The organism is Paenalcaligenes sp. Me131, from assembly GCF_050487225.1.
Classification (GTDB): Bacteria; Pseudomonadota; Gammaproteobacteria; order Burkholderiales; family Burkholderiaceae_B; genus Paenalcaligenes.
On record NZ_JBKQGY010000002.1, the window covers coordinates 715,631 to 735,190 of the forward strand.

Genomic DNA, 19,560 nt, shown 5'->3' on the forward strand with positions numbered 1-19,560 from the left:
TACATTCTGTTCCTAGGGCCTAAAAATCACCCGCAATGAGTTCTTCCGCCCAAACTTCTACTAAACGTTCCGGATCCTGGCTACGCCGGTTCATCGTGAAATCTATCGTGGTACTGACTGGCTTGGCCGTCAGTGGCGTGCTGCTGGTTGTGCTAGCGCTTGCCTTGGCATGGCCTAACCTGCCTGACCTCACAGCCATGACAGATTATCGTCCTCGTATCCCCTTGCGCATTTATACCGCAGACAAGGTGTTGATTGGTGAGTTCGGTGAAGAACGGCGCAATGTGATGCCGTTCAACGAAATCCCCGACGTCATGAAATCGGCCTTGCTGGCTGCTGAAGACGATCGTTTCTATCAGCACGGTGGTATTGATCTGCGCGGGGTTGCTCGTGCTGCGATCATGAATATGGTCAGCATGCGCAAGTCGCAGGGTGCCAGTACCATCACCATGCAGCTGGCGCGTAACTTCTATCTATCGTCCGAGAAAACGTACACACGTAAGTTCTACGAACTGTTGCTGACGTTCAAGATTGAAGCCACGCTGACCAAAGACCAGATTCTCGATCTGTACATGAACCAGATTTATCTGGGGCATCGTTCTTACGGTTTCCCTGCTGCATCGCGTACGTACTTCGGTAAAAGCCTGACAGAAGTCACACTGGCTGAGGCCGCCATGTTAGCCGGTATTCAGCGTGCGCCTTCTCGCTACAACCCCATCACTAACTTCGCAGAATCTACCCGTCAACAACAGGGTGTGCTGCGTCGTATGCTGGATTTGGGTTACATCACACAAGACGAATACGACACTGCTCGTGCACAGAAAATTGAAATCCGCTCGGCACTAGGCACACCAGCCGGTGGTTACGCGATTCACGGTGAATACGCCGCTGAATTGGCACGCCAACTGCTGTACAACGTGTACCAAGACAACATCTACAGCCGTGGTTTCAATATCTACACCACCATCAATTCCAAAGACCAAGAAGCCGCGTACTTGAGCGTACGTGACGGCATTCTGAACTACACCCGCAGAAAGCCTTTCCCAGGCCCTGAAGGTCAAGTCAGCTTGGCAGAGGGTATTGAGCAAGATGCTGATGCACTGAACGACATTCTGGACGACGTACAACGTAACTACCCTGACACCGGCGATCTACTCACTGGTGTGGTGTTGTCGGCTAGCCCAACCAAACTCACCGTTGCCCGTAGTGCCGATAACATCATCGACATTACCGACAAACGTGCTCTGGGTATTGTAGCGCGCGCGCTAGTTCCCAATGCTGCTGAAGGCCAACGCCTAAGCCGTGGCTCTGTGGTGTACCTGTTCAAGAACCCTGAGTCTTGGGAAGTCGTGAACATGCCTGCCGTACAAGCCGCACTGGTTGCAATCCGCCCTCAAGATGGTGCGATTCAAGCCATGGTCGGTGGCTTCCACTTTGCTGATGGTAAGTTCAACCGTGTGACCCAAGCATGGCGTCAACCTGGTTCTGCCTTTAAGCCATTTATCTATGCCTCATCGCTAGAAAAAGGCTTAACACCTGGCACACAGATTGCAGATACCCCGTTCCAGCTCACCCGCGAACAAACGGGTTCCAGAGCGTGGAATCCTAAAAACTATGGTGGCCGCTACGAACCTATGCTGACCATGCGTCAAGGTTTGTACAAATCCAAGAACATGGTTTCTATCCGCATTATGCAAGCGGTGGGCCCACAATATGTTCAGGATTACATCACCCGCTTTGGTTTTGATCGTGAACGTAACCCTGCCGTATTGCCGTTGGCATTGGGTGCCGGTAGCGTAACGCCATTGCAATTGGCAGGTGCGTACTCAGTATTCGCAAATGGCGGCTACAAAGTACAGCCTTACCTGATTGATTACGTGACTGACAGCAATGACCAAGTGGTTATGCGCGCCAAACCCGTAGTCGCTGGCGATTCCAAAGCACAAGTTATAGACCCACGTACCGCCTATGTCATGAACGACATGCTGCGCGGTGTAGCCACATCGGGTACAGGTGCCCGTGCTTCAGCCACACTCAAACGCAATGACATTGGCGGTAAAACCGGTACCACCAACAACTCGTTGGATGCCTGGTTTGCGGGTTACACACCGGATCTAGTCAGCATTGCTTGGATGGGCTTTGACCGTCCGCAATCACTAGGCTCTGGTGAGACGGGTGGCGGGATCTCCATGCCTATCTGGATCAATTTCATGCGCGAAGCGCTGGCGGGTAAACCCAACGTGCCATTAGGCCCAATGCCTAGCGGTCTGACTAAAACCAATGGGGATTACTACTACAGCGAATTCCCGCCTGGGGTAGCCATTGAGCGCGTGGGCTTGTCTAGCGCCATGGACAACTTCGTTTCTGATGTGCCTGACGATGGTATCAACTCGTTGCTACAAGGCCTGCAAAACGATGACAACGTCTATGACGACAGTCCGCAAACCTTTGCTCAGCCGTAATTAACAACACACAATGGTGCCTGATGGCACCATTGTTGTCTGGAGGTTTGACGTCTACACACAGGCTGTCATACTTCAAACTTAACACTGTTCATACCACACCATGCAGCCAAAACTCTCACCTAAACGTGCGGTGCTTCTCCTTTTAGTGGGTGCAAGTGTCGTACTTGGAGGCTGTGGCTATAAAGGCCCCCTCGTGTTACCCGAACAAGCTGCAGCGACTAGCCTCAACACTAACGCTGCACCTACTGCCTGACCCAGTTACTGGATCAGTCCCCTGCTTTTTTTCATGACCTCTATTTACCATCATGACCGTAGCTCCGAATTTTCAATTTCATAATGGCGTACTGCATGCCGAACAATGCTCTCTGGAAGACTTAGCCAAAGAGCACGGCACCCCTTTATATGTCTATTCGCGACAAGCGCTGAAAGACGCTTGGGACAGCTATGAGAAGGCTAAACAAGGTCGTGATGTCTTAGTATGTTATGGCATGAAAGCCAACTCCAATTTGGCTATTCTGCGTGAACTGGCCAACCACGGTGCAGGCTTTGATATTGTGTCTGGCGGCGAGTTAGCACGTGTTATCGCCGCAGGTGGCGATCCACGCAAAGTGGTGTTTTCTGGCGTAGGCAAACAGCGTTGGGAAATTGAAGCCGCGCTGGATGCCCAAATCAAATGCTTTAACGTGGAATCCAAAAGCGAATTGCTACACATTGCACAAATCGCTGCCGACAAAAACTGTGTGGCACCGATTTCGCTGCGCGTGAACCCTGACGTGGATGCACACACCCACCCGTACATTTCCACAGGCCTGAAAGACAACAAATTCGGTATTGCAATCGAAGATGCGCCTGACGTCTACGCGCTGGCCAAACAGCACCCACAACTGAAAATCGTTGGTGTGGACTGCCACATCGGCTCTCAAATCACTGAGATCAGCCCCTACTTGGATGCGCTGGATAAACTGCTAAACCTGATTGACACCCTATCACAGCAAGGCGTGCAGTTATCGCACCTTGATTTGGGCGGCGGCTTGGGTATTCGTTACACCGACGAAACGCCTGCTACCCCAACCATGCTGCTGACAGAAGTCTTCAAAGCACTGGATGCTCGTGGCTTGTCTCACTTGCAGTTGGTGTTGGAGCCTGGCCGCTCGATGGTAGGTAACGCTGGTGTATTGCTGACCAAAGTGGAATACCTGAAACCCTCTGAAGCCAAAAACTTCGCCATCGTTGATGCGGCCATGAATGATCTTATTCGCCCCACACTCTACGATGCGTGGCACGATGTAGAAGCTGTACGCCCTCGCCAAGACGGCACTACAGCCTTGGAATACGACATCGTTGGCCCTATCTGCGAAAGCGGTGACTGGTTAGCCCGTGGCCGCAAACTGGCCTTAGAACAGCACGATCTATTGGCAATTATGTCAGCTGGTGCGTACGGATTCACCATGGCTAGCAACTACAACACCAGACCACGTGCAGCCGAAATTATTGTAGATGGCAGCACAGTGCATGTAGTACGTCCTCGCGAAGATCTACACAGCCTCTTTGCTTCAGAACGCCTACTACCCTAAGCATCACCACTAAGCCCTGAAAATCAGGGCTTAGTTTTTAAAGAACGCAGACGCCTCACCGTTAACAAAGCATAACAATTTACCGCGACAGCTGATCCGTGTCTGTCGTGGTGATTAAGGCTGTCTAAATTCATGATGGATTCCACTATCACACCCAATGATCGTACACGGTCTGGCGTAAGCCAACGTATCACCGAAGTACTCAGCATCTATATGCTGCCGCTGTGTATTTGCCTGCTATCGCTGGTGGCATTGTTGCAACTACCCGCACACTACCCCAGTGCTGCGGGTTTTTCGTTAAGCCTGCAAACGCTACCGGCTTCCTACGCGCAAACGCCTCCATCATCAGCCATACAAACCGCACTGGCAAAACAGCCCTCTGAATTACGCCTTTCTACACACGATCCTTTTTGGCTGCGATTCTCTCTACCAGAAGACTTTGACAGCACCGCCCACGACATACGTTTTGCTACCAGCCCCTTGCTAGGGCTGCACTGCTACGGTACTCAACCCGAGCAAGAAGAACTCAGCCTACTGCCTACCTCAGCCTTAGGCTCTAGTCACGGTTATGCCTTGCAAAGCGATGGCCTAGCGCCACTAGACACGGTGTACTGCAATGTCTTACCTAGCGTTGCTGGGCCATTCAGCATTCAAAACTGGACCAGCACCGAATGGGCTCTAGCCAGCCAGCGCTACACGCGTTACATCGCTCTGCTAGAAGGTGGTCTACTCACCTTAGCCGCCTTGTTGCTGGTGATTGCCTTACTCAATAAACAAAGCCTGTATTTACTGGTTGCGGTCTGGCTGGTAGGCAACCTACGGTTGGGTGCTATGGCCATGGGGTGGGATAACCTCTGGCTAGGTCATGAACTACCCGCCGCCTGGCTCCCCACTATCCGACACGCTACCCTCGCTGCCTACTTCGTAGTGAGCTACACCCTCTTTACCCAGTTACTGCGTACCGTCGTACAACCGCTGCCTTTTACGCCGCTATTACGTGCCCTGCAATGGGGTGGGCTCGCCCTGTTGCCAGCCGCCTTCCTCCTAGAGCGCGCCCTATTCATGCCCGCTATGCTGCTATTCAGTGGCATAGGTTTAGTAAGCTGCATTGTTGTCGTGTGCTATGCCATGATGCATGCCGAACAACAACCCGCCCCCCTATCGCTGTGGCACATCATGTTGCTCAGTGCATCGCTGTGTGTGCTGGTCTTGATGCTACTGATGTTGCTGGGACTATCCAGCAATTTTCTGGACACTTTCCACAGCGTACTGGCCCTGCCACTCTCTGGTCTGATGGTGGCTATTTTATTGGGTGAACGCTTACGCGAAGAGCGCTATAACCGTGCCTTAGCTGAACAAACCCTACGCGCCAATCACTGCATCAGCCCATTTGGTATTTTTACGCTGGATGACAGCGGCCAGTTTGTCTACGCAAATAGCGTGTTCTACGCTTTTCTAGGACTCTCTGAACACGATGACATCGAAGACTACCATTGGGAGCAGTTCTTCGGCACCACCGACTGGGAAGCCATCATACAAACCAGCTTAAGCGGCGAAGACACTGACATCAGCCGCTTATCAACCGCCTCACACCCCGGACTGCCACAACAATTTGGCTTACGTGCGTTGCGCAAAGCCGAACTCATTGAAGGCTCACTGCAAGACATCAGCAAGCGGTCAGAAACCATTCGTAAACTAAAACAAATGGCTAACCATGACCCCATTACTGACGTACTCAACAAGCGGGGTATAGAGAAAGCCCTGTCTTTCTCACTGGACAAGGTACGTGAGGGCAATAACTGTATCTTGGCCTATCTGGACCTCAACTACGTCAAACACGTGAATGACGCCTACGGTCACGCCGCAGGCGACGCGTTACTCAAAGAGGTTAGCCATCGCATTGAAACCACGCTGCATCCTGGCCAAGAGCTGGGTAGACTGGGTAATGATGAGTTCCTGATTCTGTTTAACGACACCACACCAGAACAAGCCCAAGCCACTGCCGAGAAGATCATTAAGTCTCTCAATCAAGGCAGTATCTACGCTGGCAATCGTAGCTTTAACCTGCAAAGTGCGATTGGGTTGGTAGAGCTGTCCCCCGACACCCGTGCCGAAGATGCCTTGGCCGCTGCTAACCGTGCCTGCCGAGATGCTCGCCGCACACAGTTGCCATCCGTGCTGTACAAACAAGGCTCTACTGAGATGTACCAACACGCTGAAGAACTACGCTTGTTCAAAGAGTTGGAAGACGGTGCATCGGGTGGCTTGTACCTAGAGATGCAGCCGTTAATGGCTCTGCAAAACCCCTTAAACTCGCTGAACGTAGAAGTGCTGCTACGGGTGCGTGACTCGCAAAACAACTTGATGCCCTCGGGCAAGATTATTGCGGCAGCCGAAGAAAGCGGCACAGTATCTATTATCGACAAATGGGTGTTTGCGGCGACCTTAGAGTGGCTAAACAAGCATCACACACAACTGCCACGTACCCAGCAAATCAATATCAACCTAAGCGGCGTGTCCTTAAATGATGACAAGTTCATTGATGAACTGTTTACCATTCTGGAAAACTTCGATCACCTCGCCAACAGGCTGTGTGTAGAAATCACCGAAGGTGTGGCACTGCAAGATTTAGAACGCACACGCTTGTTCATGCAGCGTTTGCAGCAGAAAGGGGTACGCATAGCTCTGGACGACTTTGGTGCCGGCTATACCTCGTTCTCGTACCTGCAAGAGCTACCGACGGACGCGATTAAGATAGACGGCTCGCTCATCCACAACATGCTGTTGAAAAATACCAATGTGGCCATCGTACGCACCATCGTAGAACTGGCACGCAACTTGGGCATGGTGAGTATTGCCGAATGGGTGGAAGACGTAGAAACGCTGCATATACTGCGCGATATAGGCGTAGATTACGTGCAGGGGTTTGTGGTGTCGGGTGCTAGAGCACCAACCGAAATATTGGCCGCCCGCGATATACGAGACTTGGTGAAATCGCCGGAAGTGCTGTCGTTCATAGACAAACACTCCCGGTAAATCTGACTAGCTAAACGTACTGGGTACTTACAACTCGCCGTACGAGTGCAAACCGGACAAGAACATGTTCACACCGAGGAAGGCAAAACTGGTGATCAGCAAGCCGCCCAACGCCCAGTAAGCACCAATAGTGCCGCGCATGCCTTTCATCAAGCGCATGTGCAGCCAAGCTGCGTAGTTCAACCACACGATCAAGGCCCAAGTTTCTTTAGGGTCCCACTGCCAGTATGTACCCCATGCATCTGCTGCCCACAGCGCACCCAAAATGGTGGCAATAGTGAAGAACGCAAAACCGATGGCAATCGCGCGGTACATGATGTCATCCAGCACTTCTAGGTCTGGCAACTGACGAGAAATTGGGCCACGTAGCGCCAAAATGGCCCCGACGATCAGTGCACTAATACCGAAGAACAGCATCCATGTGACTGAAAACTCGCTGCGTGAACCAAAGATCATGGGCTCCGCACAGAGCAGCATACCCAGCACAAATACCGGCCACAGTTTGCTCCACGAGCGCGTTTGACCGTTTTCTTTGATCAGGTAAGCAAAGCCCACCATCGCTGCTAAGGCGAAGGTACCGTAACCAATAAAGTTAGCAGGCACGTGAATCTTCATCCACCAGCTTTTCAACGCAGGAACCAACGGTTGAATCTGGTGCGCATCGCGGGCAAACGAGTACCACAGCAAGAAAATCACCGAAGCGTTAATCACCATCAGCACAAAACCACCCAAGCTACGGGTCGCATAACGACGCTCGTAATACAGGTAGAACATGGCGGTGATCAACGCAAACATCACAAACACTTCGTACAAGTTACTGACGGGGATATGACCCAAACCTGGCCCCAACAAGTGGCCTTCGCGCCAGCGCACAAACATACCTACCGTACCAGCGTACACACCAGCCCAGGTAAGAGCCGTGCCCAGCCATGCAGCGGTTTTACTCACATAGCCTATCCAGTAGCACACCATGGCGATCATGAACAGCGCGCACATCCACAAAATAGCGGACTGTGACGAGAACAAATAGCGCAACAGAAATACGCTGTCTGCGCGGGAGAGATCACCGCTTAATAAGCTGCCATCAGGGCTGTAAAGCCAGATCGCCAAAATCGCGGTTAAACCACTTAGTACAGTTAATGTACGTAGTGGACGCCACAACCAGCCCATCCAGACCAGTAGTGGCACGGCACCACAGAGAATAAGCTTCTCGTAGCCATCCATAAAGTCGGCATAGGCGGTCAAACAGTAGGCCACCCCAAGCGACAACACAATAAAGTACAGATAGTCACTCAGTTGTAAGCGACCACGCACACCACGGGAATCCCCGCTTGCTGCCATGGAAGCCTGCCACTGTTGTGACTGGGAAAGCATCGCTGACTCAGACATTTTTTAGACTCCTCTCTATGCGGACAAGCGCTGGAAACTCTGTTTGAACTCGTCAAACTCGCGGTTGAAATCCAAATTGCGCCGTTGTGAGGTCATCGCAGCCTGCATAGAGCTGCCACCCTCTTGTGTTCGTATCCACACCCAAATACGTCGATCACGAACATAGAACATCGTAAAGACGCCTATCACCAAGAACAGCGAACCGGTATACACAATATACATACCAGGGCTGCGTGCCACTTGGAACACACTGGCCTGTACGTGATCAAACGAACGCAGGCCCAACATGACTGGTGCAGGGTATTCGGGCAAATTGGCCAAGGCTAATACGGCAAGCTGTGTCCATTGTTGGGCACGCATACCTTCTTCGCCTTCATACACAATTTCTTTTTCGCCTGCTCGTTCTCGCAGAATATCACGTAACTCAATCAACGAAAGCTGAATCATGGGTACCGTGAAACCCAAAATTTTCTCACGTTCTGCTTCGGGGACACGCCCGATCAAACCGTTAAAACCTTCACGAGCGAAGCTAGTCAACGCATTCTGTGCAGCGGTATGCAGTAATGAGTCGGGTGAATCATCACCGTTACGCTCCGCAAAGCGCAATGCCGCTAGCCGCACTAAAGAGGGGTCTTCTAGTGCAGCGCGCAAGCGCATAAATTCTTGCATGGATAGCTGGTCATCGGCAGGAATACGTACATAACGGAAGCCCACTTGCGGCGACACATTCATACCCGCCAAGAATACGGGGAAACCGTCCAATACCACTGGGGACATGTAATGCGTGTACTCACGCGCCTGACCACTGCTGTCCGTCAGTTTGTAATGCACGCTAGGGCCTACGTTAACCAGATTCTCGTTACGCTTACCAGCTGCACTGCCAGAGACTGCCGCCACGTGTTCAGCCAACGCTTTGGGCTGTGGATCAGCACCATCCCGCATATCTTCCACGTTGATGGTACGTAGTTCGGTGAAATTCACACTAACCTCGGTACCTGCGTCATCCACGACAAAGCGTGTGTTTTCACCAATTTTGCCTGATACCGGGAACGGACGGCTTTGTGTACCGTGCAATGGGTATGCCAACAGCTCAACCGTAGAGCCACCATCATCAAAACCCGACTGATACACCGTCACGCCTTTGTAGCGTAGGGGTTCGTTTACCTCAATCACTCGGTCAAAACTATCACCCGTATCCGGGTCAGTAATGCGCACTTCACTCTTGAAGCTGCTAGGCATACCCGTAGAGTAATATTCGATCAGAAAACGTTTGAGTTCCAGTACAAAGGGCATGGGTTGCACCAACACGCCTTCATCCACGTTCACAACAGCAGTCGCCGTGCGCACGCCTTCTGGCACCAGAAGGTTCGCTCTAAAGCTAGGGTTGCCTGCTGGCAAACGCCCCTCTGGTGGAACTTCGGAAATTAGAATGTTTTCAGTAATAGGTTTTTTGCCACCTAGCCAGACCTGTAATCGCGTGGGTAATTCGCTGTCCAGTAACCCGCCAATACAGATCACCACGATGGCAACGTGCGCAAAAATGTAGCCTAATCGGTTGGAACTACCTTTTTTAGCCGCCAACATCAGGCTGCCATCGGCATCTTTACGTACTTTGTATTGGTAGCCTTTGACCTTCAACCACGCTTGTACATCGTCAGCATTTTTCTCAGGATTATTGTGGTTGCTGAGTTCTACTTTATGAGGGAAGGCACGCAAGCTATTGCCGCGCATGTATTCTTTGAAATTGCGTGCATCTTTCAGCATCTTGGGTGCATGCCGGATCACACAGACCGTGGTGGACACCACCAGGAACCCCATGATGACCAAAAACCACCACGTGTTATAGATGGTCCAAATCGAGAACCTATCAAACACATCTACCCAAAATGGCCCAAACTGGTCCACATAGATGTTCATAGGCTGATTTTGCGCCAGCACAGTACCAATGATACTGGCCACACAGATGAACATGAGCAGGCTCACTGCGAAACGCATGGAACCTAGAAGCTCAAACAGTTCAGCAGCGCCAAATTGACGTTTGGTAGTCACAACAATCTCAGGTAGAAACTAAACAGAAAATTCAGGGTCTTATAAGTCTGAGCTATTAGAGTCTGTTTTAAGACTAAAGTTTCCCGCCCAGACAACAAAAGCTCCCCAAGAGGGGAGCTTAGGTATCAACACTGCAGCCTGTAAGCATTACAGGCCACAACACTGAATATAGCAGTCGCTAAAAACAAGCGTTTTGCTCTAGCGCAAGCCAGCAGCGTAATCCGCTACGGCAGACAAATCCGCATCATTCATGCGATCTGCCAACTCGTGCATGGCTTCTTCGTTGTTACGGTCGCCATTGCGGAACAATTTCAACTGCTCTAGCAAGTATGGAACGTGTTGGCCAGCCAAACGTGGGTATTTACCGGGTAAACCTGCGCCGTTAGGCGAGTGACAGGCCGCACAGGCCGCTACGTTACGGTCAGGCAAACCACCGCGCCAAATTTGTTGGCCACGCTCGAATGTTTCTTCGTTGGTTGCACGAGCAGCCAATTCCCAATCCATTTTTTGTTGGGACACGTAAAACGCCACATCACGCATTTCTTGCTCAGTCATGCCAGTCACAATGCTGGTCATCACGGCAGGCGTACCATTAGCGGCACTGCGTAATGGAGGGGTATTATCTGCACCGGGGCGGAAGTCGTGCAGCTGTTTCACCACATACTCAAAGGGTTGAGCAGCAATGTTAGGGTACATTTCAATGACACTATTCCCTGCTGCACCGTGACAGGTCACACAGGCTAGTACGCCACGGGACAGTTCACCGTTCAAGTAGAGTTGCTCACCCTTAGCTGCATCAGGTTTTGCAGCAGTATCTGCAGCATGCGCCAAAGAGAAGGTGGAACAGGCTGCCACAAGGCCGCTGGCAATAACGATTCTGGAAAGCACGCGCTTCAGCTTCATGTAGTCCTCGACGATCGCGATTTAGACACAAATACCGCAGTATTTGTAAGTCACTGGTCGTCGTATACCGTATTATTTCTGCTGTAAGGGATCTGCACGGAACACGACGGTTACTGTTTCAAATCCCAAGATTATACAATAGAGCTTGGATTTAAACGGGAAATTGCCTTAATCATGTCAATCTTACATCGCGCGAGCTTCACTATTTCTGCCGCAAAGCTGGACCAGCTCCCGCCCCCCGGCCCACCAGAGGTCTGTTTTGTTGGTCGCTCCAACTCAGGGAAATCGTCCTCTATTAACGTACTGGCGAACCAAAAACGTTTGGCGTTTTCCAGTAAAACACCGGGTAGAACACGTCTGATCAACATGTTCGGCATTCCTGACCCGTTAGAGCCTGACGAATCGTTAGGCTACCTCGTCGATTTACCTGGCTATGGGTATGCGGCGGTAGGGCGTCAAGAAAAACAAGACTGGGATGAAATGCTAGGCGGCTACTTGCGCCAACGCAGCTCGCTAGCTGGTGTTGTATTGATGCTGGATATACGACGAGGCGTTACCGCCCTAGACGTGCAATTAGCGCGCTGGATCGCTCCCACAGGCAAGCCCTTGCTGGTACTGCTCACCAAAGCGGATAAATTCGCGTATGGTAAACGTATACAAGCGGCTGCTGAAGCCCGTAAACAACTCGCTGCCATGGGGAATATTCAAGCCATCCCTTTTTCGGCCACGCACCGTATTGGCATTGAGGAAGCGACATTACTTATTGAAAACTGGATCTCTCCAAAGGTTGTGCCATGACTCAATTTTTACCCCCCGTTAACTACCCTCTTAGCCGCCCACGCCGTAACCGCCGCGACGACTTTACCCGCCGCTTGGTACGCGAGCACGCATTAAGCGTCAATGACCTGATTTACCCGGTGTTCGTGCGTGAAGGCAACAACATACGCGAAGCTGTAGAGTCTATGCCCGGCGTATACCGTTACTCGCCTGATACCATTCTGGCGATTGCTGAAGAGTGTGTAAAACTGGGTATTCCGGTACTGTCACTGTTCCCTGTGATAGACCCTAGCCTGAAAACACCGGATGGTAGCGAAGCAGCTAACCCCGACGGCTTGATCCCTCGTGTAGTGAGCAGCTTGAAACAGAACTTCCCTGAACTGGGCATTCTGACTGACGTGGCGCTAGACCCTTACACCAGCCACGGCCAAGACGGCATCATCGACGAAGATGGTTACGTGCTGAACGACCCTACAGTGGAAGTGCTGCGTGAACAAGCGCTGACACAAGCCAACGCTGGTGTAGACATCGTTGCGCCTAGTGACATGATGGATGGCCGTGTAGGCGCGATTCGTCACACCCTAGATGAAAACGGCCACATCGATACACGTATCATGGCGTACTCTGCCAAATATGCCAGTGCCTTCTACGGCCCATTCCGTGATGCGGTAGGTTCTGCTAGCAACTTAGGTAAATCCGACAAAGCCAGCTACCAAATGGACCCTGCCAACCGCGACGAAGCCTTGCGTGAAGTAGCTGCCGACATCCGTGAAGGTGCCGACATGGTCATGGTGAAACCTGGTATGCCTTACCTAGACGTACTGCGCGACATCAAGCAAGCCTTTGGTATGCCTACCTTTGCCTACCAAGTCAGCGGCGAATACGCGATGATCAAAGCGGCGGCTGCCAATGGCTGGTTAGATCACGATAAAGTCATGATGGAGTCCCTGTTGGCGTTCAAACGCGCCGGTGGCGATGGTATCTTGACCTACTTCGCGATTGACGCTGCTAAGCAACTGAAACTGCAAAACAACTAAGCAGTGTAGGTGTGGCCCCCTATCCCGTTAGGGGGCCACATGCACCTTAAAATACTGCAGCTCCAATTCATCAACCTGCTGTAGCAGGTTAGTCTCCCACGCCAGATATTGCAGCGCTGCCTGTCGGTTACCCTCATGCCGATCATGCGCAAAGAACACATAATCAATGCAATCGTTATCGGCGGGCTGATCAGGACTCTTCTCAAGCACCAGCCCAGCCTCTAGCCACTGTGCGGTAGTGCCATGGTGCCAGCACACGTGCTGTACACCTAAACTCTGCAACTCTTTAGCGGCTAATGCTGCGCTAGGCCCCTCTGATGCGATGATCACCACCAACTGATTGGTCTTCAGTGTGGCGTACCGTAAGTGTGAGCGGATAGACCACTGCGCACCTCGCAAATGTGCAGCACGGTACTGTTGACTAGGACGTATATCGATCAGTTGCGCAGCGTTAAGGCGCACGCTGGCTGCCAATTGCTCCACTGTCATGTGCGGCAACTCAAACCCCACAGGGTCATCTGCTGCCACGCCCGGCACGCACCCTAATAGTACACCCGCATCGCGTTCCAGCACCGTCACGTCCCACCCCATTTGCAACAACCAGCTCGCTGTCACCCATGAGCGCACATGCAGGTCATCCCATAGAACAATTCTGGCACCCCGTGTACCTATGTAATGATCCGTGGCCTGTACCAACTGGCCTCCCGGCGTATGTTTTGCCACACGCAAGGTATTACGCTGATATTCTGCAGTCGTGCGCACATCGCACACATACGTAGTGCGATGTGCTTCAGCTAACCACTGCTGTAGCTGCGCTGCAGTAACCAGCTTCACTCCCATCTCTTGCGCCATACGTTGAGCCTGCTGCTGCAACGCCCCTACGTCTACGTTATCGGGCTGCACAGCCTCCCCATCGCGCATAGCCCCCTGCTCTAGCACGAACCCTTCCAGAAACCAGCCTTGCGTGCCATTCTCTAGTGCCACTACCTCATACGGAACCCCTAAATTAATCAAGGTCTGAGCACCAATAATACTGCGAGTACGGCCCGCGCAGTTCACCACAATGCGCGCAGAGCTTGTTGCTCTCAGCAAGGTAGTAGCACGTAACGCCAGCTCACCATTTGGGCAACATATAGCACCCGGAATGGTTTTCTTTTGATACTCCTCAAACGGACGACCATCCAGCAGCAACCACGGCTCTGCCGCCGCTTGGCTAGCAGCAAGGTCTTCAGCCTTAATGTGTGGTGTGTGGCAGAGCTGCTCTACGAGTTCACCAAAGGTTTTGCTAGGCACATTTACCCCAGCAAATACGTTATGCCCTGCTTGCCTCCACGTCTTTACACCACCTGCCAACACCATGACTTGCGTGTAACCCATATCCTGCAAAACCTGTTGCGCTTGCTCTGCAATACCGCCCCCTTGGTCATAGAGCACCATGCGCACGTTGCGTCTTGGCACCAGTTGCTGCACACGGTGTTCTAACACGCTATACGGTACATTCACGGCATAAAACAGATGACCACTGCCATACTGTCCATGCTCTCTCACATCCAGCAAAGCAATCTCAGCACCATCAGCCAACCACTGCCGCAAGACCGCTACCGATACCTCTGCATTCCTCTGTATAGACTGCGTCATAGTCGTGATTACCGTCTGGTTTTTACACCCACAGGCATCACCGAGCAGGTGCCCTGTTCCACATCAAAAGCCAAACGCTGATCTAGGGTTTCTAGCGCTAACCCATACATGTGCAAATGGCGAATCACGTTATTACCCTCGATTTCTACGGCATGGATATCATCTGGCATTAAGGCAATGCCTGTACCCGGCTCAACCACAACTTTCGCCGTGCGCTCTACCTGCCCAACACCAGGCACCTGAGCATCATCCGTTCGCGTGTATAAATAGTTGTATTCCACCCCGTCTACAGCCGCAATACAGGCCCACGTCGTGTGATTGTGCGGCACGATTTTCTTACCCGGACGCATCACATTTAAGTACAACGCATACGACTGATCCGCTTCTTCGGAAATCAAATAACGAGCCTGTAGCTCACCCTCTTCAGGGGCAGGAAAATGGATGTTAGACCACCATTCTTTATGCTCAGCTAATGCCAGTACCTGCTGCAACACCTGCTCTAACGAGGCCGTAGATAGCCCTTCTGTTTCTACAATATTTCTTATGTTTTCTATGCGGTGGCCTACAGCGTCGGCACGAATCTCGGATACACCCATTCTTATCCCCTACAGCATTGTTTGTTTTCAACGAAATTAATGCTACTTTACGCACAGATATGGCCATCAACAATACAGAGTTTTACGAAAACACATTAGAAAAACTAATATGATTAATTTGGATATAGAACTCTTACGCACCTTGGTTGCCATTGCTAAACACGGCACGTTCGCCAACGCAGCAGAAGCGGTATGCCGCACACAATCTGCTATTACGCAGCAGATGCAGCGACTAGAAAGCCTGACACATAAAGCCATTTTCACCAAAGAAGGCCGCAACAAAACGCTGACAGAGCATGGCGAACTACTGCTACGTTATGCACAACAAATTCTGGCCTTACACGATGAATGTGTACGCACACTACACAGCGCAGACCCTGAAGGCATCGTACGCATAGGCGCGCCACACGATGTGGCTGACTCCATCTTCCCTACCGTTTTGGCGCATGTGGTACGTAACTTGCCCCGCATCAAGTTAGAAATACAGGTGGATCGCAGCCCTATATTAATGGAAGCTCTGCACAGAGGTGAACTGGACCTCACCATCTCTAGCCGATTTGATTCAGAACTCGCTGGTTTTGTCATACGCCGCTCGCCTACCGTCTGGCTAGCCTCTGCACGTTACGTACACGACCCTAGCAAGCCCGTACCCTTGATCTTGGCGGATGAGCCCAGCCTATACCGAAAAATCGCCCTAACGGCGCTAGAACAGGCCCACGCCACATGGCAAACCAATTATGTAGCCCCAAACCTGTCAGGCATCAAAGCGGCCCTACATGCTGGATTAGGTATCACAGCACGCAACATCGAGCTCATTAGTACGGATTTTCGTGTGTTAGGGACCAGTGAACAACTACCGCCTCTCCCTGACGTGAGCTACTTTTTGTGGATGCGGCGCGCCCCACTGCATAACCACACCCGTCATGTGTACGACTTACTCAGCCAGCACATGGCACTAAACGCTACTGCACCCCTGCCATAACCCCATTCCACTCACCGGTTCACAGCTGATTAAGTATTGATTCGTCAAATAAAAATTCATTCTGCGCTAGGCATTCAGTACAGTTAACCAGAGGCTTATTCCAATCATAACTATTCCTGGAGACAACAATGCCTATGAAAAAAGTACTGGCCGCTGCCGTTATGGCAGCCACCTGTTTCAGTCTGCCTGCTCTGGCTAACCCCCTGGTCATCAAGTTTAGCCACGTCGTCTCACCCGACACACCCAAAGGCAAAGGTGCTGACAAATTCAAAGAATTGGCTGAACAATATACCGATGGCAAAGTGCTGGTAGAGGTGTACCCTAACTCCCAGCTTTACAAAGACAAAGAAGAACTGGAAGCTCTACAGCTAGGAGCTGTACAGATGCTGGCCCCCTCCCTGGCTAAGTTTGGCCCCTTAGGAGTACGTGCTTTCGAGGTATTTGACCTACCATTCATCTTCCAAAATAAAGATGACCTCAACAAAGTGACCCAAGGCCAAGTAGGTAAAGACCTGATGGCCATGCTAGAACCCAAAGGCATTAAAGGCCTAGCCTACTGGGATAACGGTTTCAAAATCATGAGCGCTAACTCGCCGCTCCACACGCCAGATGATTTTCTGGGCTTGAAGATGCGTATACAGTCCTCCAAAGTGCTAGAGGCCCAAATGCAGGCCTTAGAGGCTATTCCACAAGTGATGGCATTTTCTGAGTCCTACCAAGCACTACAAACTGGCGTAGTAGACGGTACAGAGAACACACCGTCCAACCTCTACACCCAGAAAATGCATGAGGTACAGAAACACGCCACCTTATCCAACCACGGTTACATCGGCTATGCCGTAATTGTGAACAAGAAGTTCTGGGATGAGCTAGACCCTACACTGCGCGAGCAGCTAGAACGTGCCATGGCAGACGCCACCACGTACGCGAACGAAATCTCGCAGTTGGAAAACGATGAGGCGTTAGCCGCCATTCGCGCCGCTGGGCACACCACCATCTACGAACTTTCCCCCGAAGAGCAGAGTGAATGGGTAGCAGCACTGCGCCCTGTACACGAACAAATGGCCTCACGTATTGGGCCAGAAGTGATTGAGTCCATTTACCAAACACTGCAAAACTAACAGAGGTAGTCCACCAAAACAAACAGGCCATGCAGAAGCATGGCCTGTTTTGTTATCACGATGATGTCTTAACGTGCTGAGTTTAGTACCTGCAAGAAACGCTCTGCTGGCATAAAGCCAACCACACGCGCATCCTTCAACTCACGACCGTCTGCATCAAACAGAATAATGCCGGGCGGCCCAAACAAGTTAAACCGTTTAAGCAGCGCACGGTGTTCGGCAGTATTGGCTGTCACGTCTGCCTGCAGTAGCAGCATTGTGCTCATCTTCTGCGCTACCGCCGGATCACTAAAGGTAAATTTCTCCATCTCTATGCACGACACACACCAATCGGCATAGAAATCTAACATAACGGTTCTGCCACCACTGTTAGCCAGTTTCTCTTCCAGCTCAGCAAGGTTTTCTACTTTCTGAAAAGCAGGTGCGGTAACGGCACTACCCGTGCCTACACTGCCACCTTGCCAATGCGCTAAGGGTTCTAATACGCTGCGCCCGCCGCTGGCTACACTCACCAGAATCAACACCGCCCAACACAGCGACAGCCATCCTAAGGCTTTCAAGAACAGTTTGCCTGCCGACGCGGCGGCATCGTGCGCGCGCCCTACGCCCAACAGCAAACCTAGCCAAGCGGCCAATACAGCCCAGCCCAACATAAACCAAACCGTAGGCAACACCGACGTCAGCATCCATAGTGCGGTAGCAATCAACAGCCAACCAAAGATCTGCTTCACGGTGTTCATCCATGCGCCCGCTTTAGGCATCAACACACCTGAAGTAGCGCCTACCAATAACAGCAGCACACCAGAGCCCCATGCCATCGCAAACAATGCCATCGCACCAATCAGTACGTTGCCCGTTTGCGAAATAAACAGCAGCACACCGGCAAGTGGCGCGGCCACGCACGGGCCAACGATCAACGCAGACAACATGCCCATTAAGAACACGCCACTGTAACGCCCACCAGGAATACGGCTCAACACACCCTGCAACCGTGATTGCATACCCGACGGTACTTGCAACTGGTACACATCAAACATGGACAGCGCCAAGATGAATAACAGGACGGCAAAAGTACTCAGTATCCACGGATTCTGCAGCCATACCGCCAAACTGGCCCCAAGCAACCCTGCCACGACGCCCAATGCGGTATAGACCAACGACACACCTAATACATAGATGGCCGCCAAACCCAACCCGCGTTTACGCGATACGCTTTTAACCGGAGTACCCTGGCCTGCAATAATGCCCAACAAAATAGGCACCATCGGCAGCACACATGGCGTGAAGGACAGCAGCATACCCAAACCAAATGCCAGCAGCATAATCTGCCACCACGATGCATCGAGCAAGTAAGCCGCTAGACCTGTATCACTCAGATCCAAGAAACTGGTTGTAGACGTACCCACCGCAGCGTCTGCGGGTAGGGCGGCGTCCGTAGTTATAACTTCGGTGAGTGGGGCCGGCACACTCTTCACCACGCCCTCACCACTTACCTTATAGCCACCCTCTGTGGGTGACAGCGTTAGTTCGTGTGTGCTGGGTGAATAACACAACCCAGCATCCGCACAGCCTTGGCTCGTGATCTCTAGCTGCAAAGGCAGCATAGAGCCTTCTTTGACAGGCAAGCGTATGGTGACTTCACGGCGATAAATCGCCATGTCTTTTTCAAAGGTGGGATCATAGACGATAGCCGCTGGCGGATAGGCCGCCTCACCTAGCCAATCGCTACTGGGGATCGCCTCAAACACAAAGCGATCCCTGTACATGTAGTACTCAGGAGCAATGACAAAGTGTATATCCAGCTCGGTAGGGCTATGCATAGCAGCACTGAACTGAAACGCGTCTTCAGGGTCTAGGTAGTCTTCTTCTGCGCGTGCGGGCTGCATCAGCATGGCCCAAGCCACGACCAGCAGCATTAACCACCCTACCACTGCGCTTAGTTTGCTTTGCTCTCTACCCGTCTTTGCCGCTACACACTGCATGTGTCACTCTC

14 protein-coding genes are annotated in these 19,560 nt (G+C 51.8%); 8 read left to right on the plus strand and 6 right to left on the minus strand.

The features are described from left to right. Window positions 1-35 precede the first annotated feature (35 nt). The 4 genes from ACLPHM_RS11425 (at window position 36) to ACLPHM_RS11440 (ending at window position 7,075) form a co-directional block, all read left to right on the plus strand. Window positions 36-2,462, plus strand: coding sequence for a penicillin-binding protein 1A (locus ACLPHM_RS11425; protein WP_430221358.1), 2,427 nt, complete (start codon window positions 36-38; stop codon window positions 2,460-2,462). A 103-nt stretch (window positions 2,463-2,565) separates the two neighbouring features. After that, window positions 2,566-2,718: an LPS translocon maturation chaperone LptM gene (gene lptM / locus ACLPHM_RS11430; protein ID WP_430221359.1), complete on the plus strand. Its 153-nt coding sequence runs from the start codon at window positions 2,566-2,568 to the stop codon at window positions 2,716-2,718. 52 nt (window positions 2,719-2,770) lie between these two features. Further along, window positions 2,771-4,039 (plus strand): diaminopimelate decarboxylase, encoded by a 1,269-nt coding sequence (gene lysA, locus ACLPHM_RS11435; protein WP_430221360.1) that lies wholly within the window; start codon window positions 2,771-2,773, stop codon window positions 4,037-4,039. 132 nt (window positions 4,040-4,171) lie between these two features. Further along, the gene (locus ACLPHM_RS11440; protein ID WP_430221361.1) at window positions 4,172-7,075 is read left to right on the plus strand and encodes a putative bifunctional diguanylate cyclase/phosphodiesterase; all 2,904 of its coding nucleotides are present in this window, start codon (window positions 4,172-4,174) and stop codon (window positions 7,073-7,075) included. A gap of 27 nt (window positions 7,076-7,102) precedes the next feature. Here ACLPHM_RS11440 and ccsB read toward each other — a convergent pair whose 3' ends face one another. From ccsB to ACLPHM_RS11455, 3 genes are all read right to left on the minus strand, one after another. Further along, on the minus strand, window positions 7,103-8,464 hold the full coding sequence (gene ccsB / locus ACLPHM_RS11445) for a c-type cytochrome biogenesis protein CcsB (RefSeq protein WP_430221362.1): 1,362 nt from the start codon (window positions 8,462-8,464) through the stop codon (window positions 7,103-7,105). Between the two features lie 15 nt (window positions 8,465-8,479). After that, window positions 8,480-10,459: a cytochrome c biogenesis protein ResB gene (locus tag ACLPHM_RS11450; RefSeq protein ID WP_430221401.1), complete on the minus strand. Its 1,980-nt coding sequence runs from the start codon at window positions 10,457-10,459 to the stop codon at window positions 8,480-8,482. Between the two features lie 252 nt (window positions 10,460-10,711). Next, a complete protein-coding gene (locus ACLPHM_RS11455) occupies window positions 10,712-11,410 on the minus strand; it encodes a c-type cytochrome (RefSeq protein WP_430221402.1) in 699 nt (232 codons plus the stop codon). 180 nt (window positions 11,411-11,590) lie between these two features. Here ACLPHM_RS11455 and yihA point away from each other — a divergent pair, with 180 nt between their 5' ends. Together yihA and hemB are read left to right on the plus strand one after the other, a co-directional pair. Continuing rightward, on the plus strand, window positions 11,591-12,214 hold the full coding sequence (yihA, locus tag ACLPHM_RS11460) for a ribosome biogenesis GTP-binding protein YihA/YsxC (RefSeq protein ID WP_430221363.1): 624 nt from the start codon (window positions 11,591-11,593) through the stop codon (window positions 12,212-12,214). Next, window positions 12,211-13,230 (plus strand): porphobilinogen synthase, encoded by a 1,020-nt coding sequence (gene hemB / locus ACLPHM_RS11465; RefSeq protein ID WP_430221364.1) that lies wholly within the window; start codon window positions 12,211-12,213, stop codon window positions 13,228-13,230. The genes yihA and hemB overlap by 4 nt, the downstream gene beginning before the upstream one ends. Window positions 13,231-13,257: 27 nt before the next feature. Here hemB and ACLPHM_RS11470 read toward each other — a convergent pair whose 3' ends face one another. Both ACLPHM_RS11470 and ACLPHM_RS11475 read right to left on the minus strand, forming a co-directional pair. After that, entirely contained in the window at window positions 13,258-14,868 is a 1,611-nt protein-coding gene (locus ACLPHM_RS11470) for a rhodanese-like domain-containing protein (protein ID WP_430221365.1), read from the minus strand. An 8-nt stretch (window positions 14,869-14,876) separates the two neighbouring features. Next, on the minus strand, window positions 14,877-15,464 hold the full coding sequence (locus ACLPHM_RS11475) for a cysteine dioxygenase family protein (protein WP_430221367.1): 588 nt from the start codon (window positions 15,462-15,464) through the stop codon (window positions 14,877-14,879). 109 nt (window positions 15,465-15,573) lie between these two features. Here ACLPHM_RS11475 and ACLPHM_RS11480 point away from each other — a divergent pair, with 109 nt between their 5' ends. Together ACLPHM_RS11480 and ACLPHM_RS11485 are read left to right on the plus strand one after the other, a co-directional pair. After that, the gene (locus ACLPHM_RS11480) at window positions 15,574-16,446 is read left to right on the plus strand and encodes a LysR substrate-binding domain-containing protein (protein WP_430221368.1); all 873 of its coding nucleotides are present in this window, start codon (window positions 15,574-15,576) and stop codon (window positions 16,444-16,446) included. A 128-nt stretch (window positions 16,447-16,574) separates the two neighbouring features. Further along, window positions 16,575-17,567 carry a TRAP transporter substrate-binding protein gene (locus tag ACLPHM_RS11485; RefSeq protein WP_430221369.1) on the plus strand — a complete coding sequence of 331 codons (993 nt, stop codon included), beginning with the start codon at window positions 16,575-16,577 and terminating at the stop codon, window positions 17,565-17,567. 68 nt (window positions 17,568-17,635) lie between these two features. Here the strand turns inward: ACLPHM_RS11485 and dsbD are convergent, their stop codons facing one another. After that, a complete protein-coding gene (gene dsbD / locus ACLPHM_RS11490) occupies window positions 17,636-19,549 on the minus strand; it encodes a protein-disulfide reductase DsbD (RefSeq protein WP_430221370.1) in 1,914 nt (637 codons plus the stop codon). Window positions 19,550-19,560: the final 11 nt, after the last annotated feature.

Bases quoted from the DNA above. Each gene is read 5' to 3' on its own strand.
- ACLPHM_RS11425 (WP_430221358.1), top strand. From the start codon at position 36: ATGAGTTCTTCCGCCCAAACTTCTACTAAACGTTCCGGATCCTGGCTA.
- lptM (WP_430221359.1), top strand. From the start codon at position 2,566: ATGCAGCCAAAACTCTCACCTAAACGTGCGGTGCTTCTCCTTTTAGTG.
- lysA (WP_430221360.1), top strand. From the start codon at position 2,771: ATGACCGTAGCTCCGAATTTTCAATTTCATAATGGCGTACTGCATGCC.
- ACLPHM_RS11440 (WP_430221361.1), top strand. From the start codon at position 4,172: ATGATGGATTCCACTATCACACCCAATGATCGTACACGGTCTGGCGTA.
- ccsB (WP_430221362.1), bottom strand. From the start codon at position 8,464: ATGTCTGAGTCAGCGATGCTTTCCCAGTCACAACAGTGGCAGGCTTCC.
- ACLPHM_RS11450 (WP_430221401.1), bottom strand. From the start codon at position 10,459: ATGCGTTTCGCAGTGAGCCTGCTCATGTTCATCTGTGTGGCCAGTATC.
- yihA (WP_430221363.1), top strand. From the start codon at position 11,591: ATGTCAATCTTACATCGCGCGAGCTTCACTATTTCTGCCGCAAAGCTG.
- hemB (WP_430221364.1), top strand. From the start codon at position 12,211: ATGACTCAATTTTTACCCCCCGTTAACTACCCTCTTAGCCGCCCACGC.
- ACLPHM_RS11470 (WP_430221365.1), bottom strand. From the start codon at position 14,868: ATGACGCAGTCTATACAGAGGAATGCAGAGGTATCGGTAGCGGTCTTG.
- ACLPHM_RS11475 (WP_430221367.1), bottom strand. From the start codon at position 15,464: ATGGGTGTATCCGAGATTCGTGCCGACGCTGTAGGCCACCGCATAGAA.
- ACLPHM_RS11480 (WP_430221368.1), top strand. From the start codon at position 15,574: ATGATTAATTTGGATATAGAACTCTTACGCACCTTGGTTGCCATTGCT.
- ACLPHM_RS11485 (WP_430221369.1), top strand. From the start codon at position 16,575: ATGCCTATGAAAAAAGTACTGGCCGCTGCCGTTATGGCAGCCACCTGT.
- dsbD (WP_430221370.1), bottom strand. From the start codon at position 19,549: ATGCAGTGTGTAGCGGCAAAGACGGGTAGAGAGCAAAGCAAACTAAGC.